This window comes from Mycobacterium sp. TH-M106 (assembly GCF_057473765.1).
The window spans coordinates 1-2491 of the sequence record NZ_JBYCLE010000525.1; the positions used below are offsets into that span (position 1 = coordinate 1).

Genomic DNA, 2491 nt, shown 5'->3' on the forward strand with positions numbered 1-2491 from the left:
GCTGGGGCCGCTTCGCCTCGACGAGACGGTTCAGCGCGCCGCGGCCATCGTCGGAACCCGTGCCGCCACCGCCTACGGCGAGCAGGTGACGGCTGACTTGGCCGCGGGACTGACCGAACGCGAGGTGGCGGTGGTCTCCGGCGGCGCCTACGGCATCGACGGCACAGCGCACCGCGCGGCGCTGGCTTGCGACGGAGCCACCGTGGCGGTGCTTGCCGGTGGAATCGACATTCCTTATCCGGCAGGGCATTCGGCGCTGCTGCATCGCATCGGCCAGCACGGGCTGCTGGTCAGCGAGTACCCGCCGGGGGTGCGGCCCTACCGACACCGGTTCTTGACCCGCAATCGGTTGGTCGCGGCGTTGTCCAACGCGGCGGTGGTGGTCGAGGCCGGGCTGCGCAGCGGCGCTGCCAACACCGCCGCGTGGGCGCGGCTGCTGGGGCGGCCGGTGGCCGCGGTGCCCGGGCCGGTGACCAGCTCGGCGTCGGCGGGCTGCCACGCGTTGCTGCGCGCGGGCGCAGAGTTGGTCACCCGGGCCGACGAGGTGGTCGAGTTGGTGGGCCGGGCCGGCGAGCTGGCCGATGCGCCGCAACACCCCGACACCCCGCTGGACGGACTCAGCCCTGCTGAGCGGCGGGTGTACGAGGCGCTACCGGGCCGGGGCGTCGCCACCGTCGATCAGGTTGCGGTCGCGTCCGGGTTGCCGTCGTCGCAGGTACTCGGGCCGCTGGCGATGCTGGAGGTGGTCGGGCTGGCAGAGCGCTGCGACGGTCGTTGGCGGGTGGTACGCAAGCGTGGGTAGCCGGCTTCTACCATGAGCATTGCCGGTCAGCTGTCATGGCGCGACAAAGGATCACCCGAACCGGACGCGTCATCACCGTCTTCGAGATAATGCTCAGTTGACCCAGCGTATCCGCACGGGTCGTGGACGTCGGCGGTCGGTTTTCACGAGGAGGCAGTGTTGGCGGGTCGACCGGTGCACACGTTCGAAGTCGTCCGCACCCAGCAACTCTCACCACATATGGTCCGAGTGGTGCTGGGCCAAGGCGGATCGGGAACCGGCTTCGATACCTTCGCCCCCAGCGCATTCACCGACTCCTACGTCAAGATCTTGTTCTTCGGCGAGGACGTCGACACGGGCGCGCTGCCACAGCCGCTGACGCTGGACAGTTTCGACATGCTGCCCGCGGACCGGCGCCCGGCCATCCGGACCATGACGGTGCGCGGCGCCGACTCGGCGGTCGGCGAGATCAGCATCGATATCGTGATGCACGGGGAGCACGGGGTCGCGGGCCCGTGGGTGGCCGCCGCCGAGCCCGGCCAACCGGTCTACCTGATGGGTCCGGGCGGAGCCTATGCGCCCGACCCGGCCGCTGACTGGCACCTGCTGGCCGGTGACGAAAGCGCACTGCCGGCCATCGCGGCCGCGCTGGAAGCGATGCCGGCCGACGCCACCGGCAAGGTTTTCATCGAGATCGCCGGCCCCGAACATGAAACCGAGCTCACCGCGCCGCCGGCGGTGCAGCTGAACTGGATCTACCGCGGCGGCCGGGCCGACCTGGTCGGCCAGGACCGTGCCGGTGACCACGCGCCGCTGGTCGAGGCGGTCACCACCACCCTGTGGCTGCCCGGCCAGGTGCAGGCCTTCATCCACGGTGAGGCCCAGGCCGTCATGTACAACCTTCGACCCTACGTCCGCAAGCAACACGGAGTGGAGGCCAAATGGTCGTCGATCTCCGGTTACTGGCGCCGCGGGCGCACCGAGGAGACGTTCCGCCAGTGGAAGAAGGAGCTCGCCCGCAGCGAGCAGGACGCCGAGGCGGCCGGCTGATCCGTCTGGCAGGCTAGGGCACATGGCATTCGGGGACTATCAGTTCGAGATCTACCTGCAGGGACTGTCTGGGGTGGTGCCGTCGCTGCCGATGGCCTACACCGAACTGGAGGCCAAGGCGTCCGCTTCGATGCCGCCGTGGGTGTGGTCCTACGTCGCCGGCGGCGCCGGCGACGAGCACACCCAGCGGGCTAACGTCACCGCGTTCGGGCGGTGGGGGCTGATCCCGCGGATGTTCGTCGGGGCAGCCGAACGCGACCTGTCGGTGGAATTGTTCGGGACGACGCTGCCGTCGCCAGTGTTCATGGCACCCATCGGCGTCATCGGCATCTGCGGCCAGGACGGCCACGGCGACCTGGCCACCGCCCGCGCCGCCGCGACCACCGGAGTGCCGATGATGGTGTCCACCCTCACCGCCGACCCGCTGGAGGACATCGTCGCCGAGTTCGGTGACACGCCGGGGTTCTTCCAGCTGTACCCGCCGAAAGACCGCGAGCTGGCCGCCAGCCTGGTGCAGCGCGCCGAGAACTCCGGCTACCGGGCCATCGTCGTCACGATGGACACCTGGGTGCCCGGTTGGCGCCCGCGTGACCTGGCGACGTCGAACTTCCCGCAGCTGCGCGGGCACTGCCTGGCCAACTACACCAGCGACCCGGTGTT

3 protein-coding genes are annotated in these 2491 nt (G+C 70.2%); all 3 read left to right on the top strand.

From position 1 onward, the window contains the following. Positions 1-802: DNA-processing protein DprA (gene dprA / locus AC2VOP_RS18275; RefSeq protein WP_486962276.1), on the top strand; the 802-nt coding region annotated here is incomplete at its 5' end. 159 nt (positions 803-961) lie between these two features. Further along, complete coding sequence (locus AC2VOP_RS18280; protein ID WP_486962277.1) at positions 962-1831, top strand: siderophore-interacting protein; 870 nt, start codon at positions 962-964, stop codon at positions 1829-1831. Between the two features lie 22 nt (positions 1832-1853). Further along, positions 1854-2491 (top strand): alpha-hydroxy-acid oxidizing protein (locus AC2VOP_RS18285; RefSeq protein WP_486962278.1); only part of this gene is annotated, 638 nt, incomplete at its 3' end.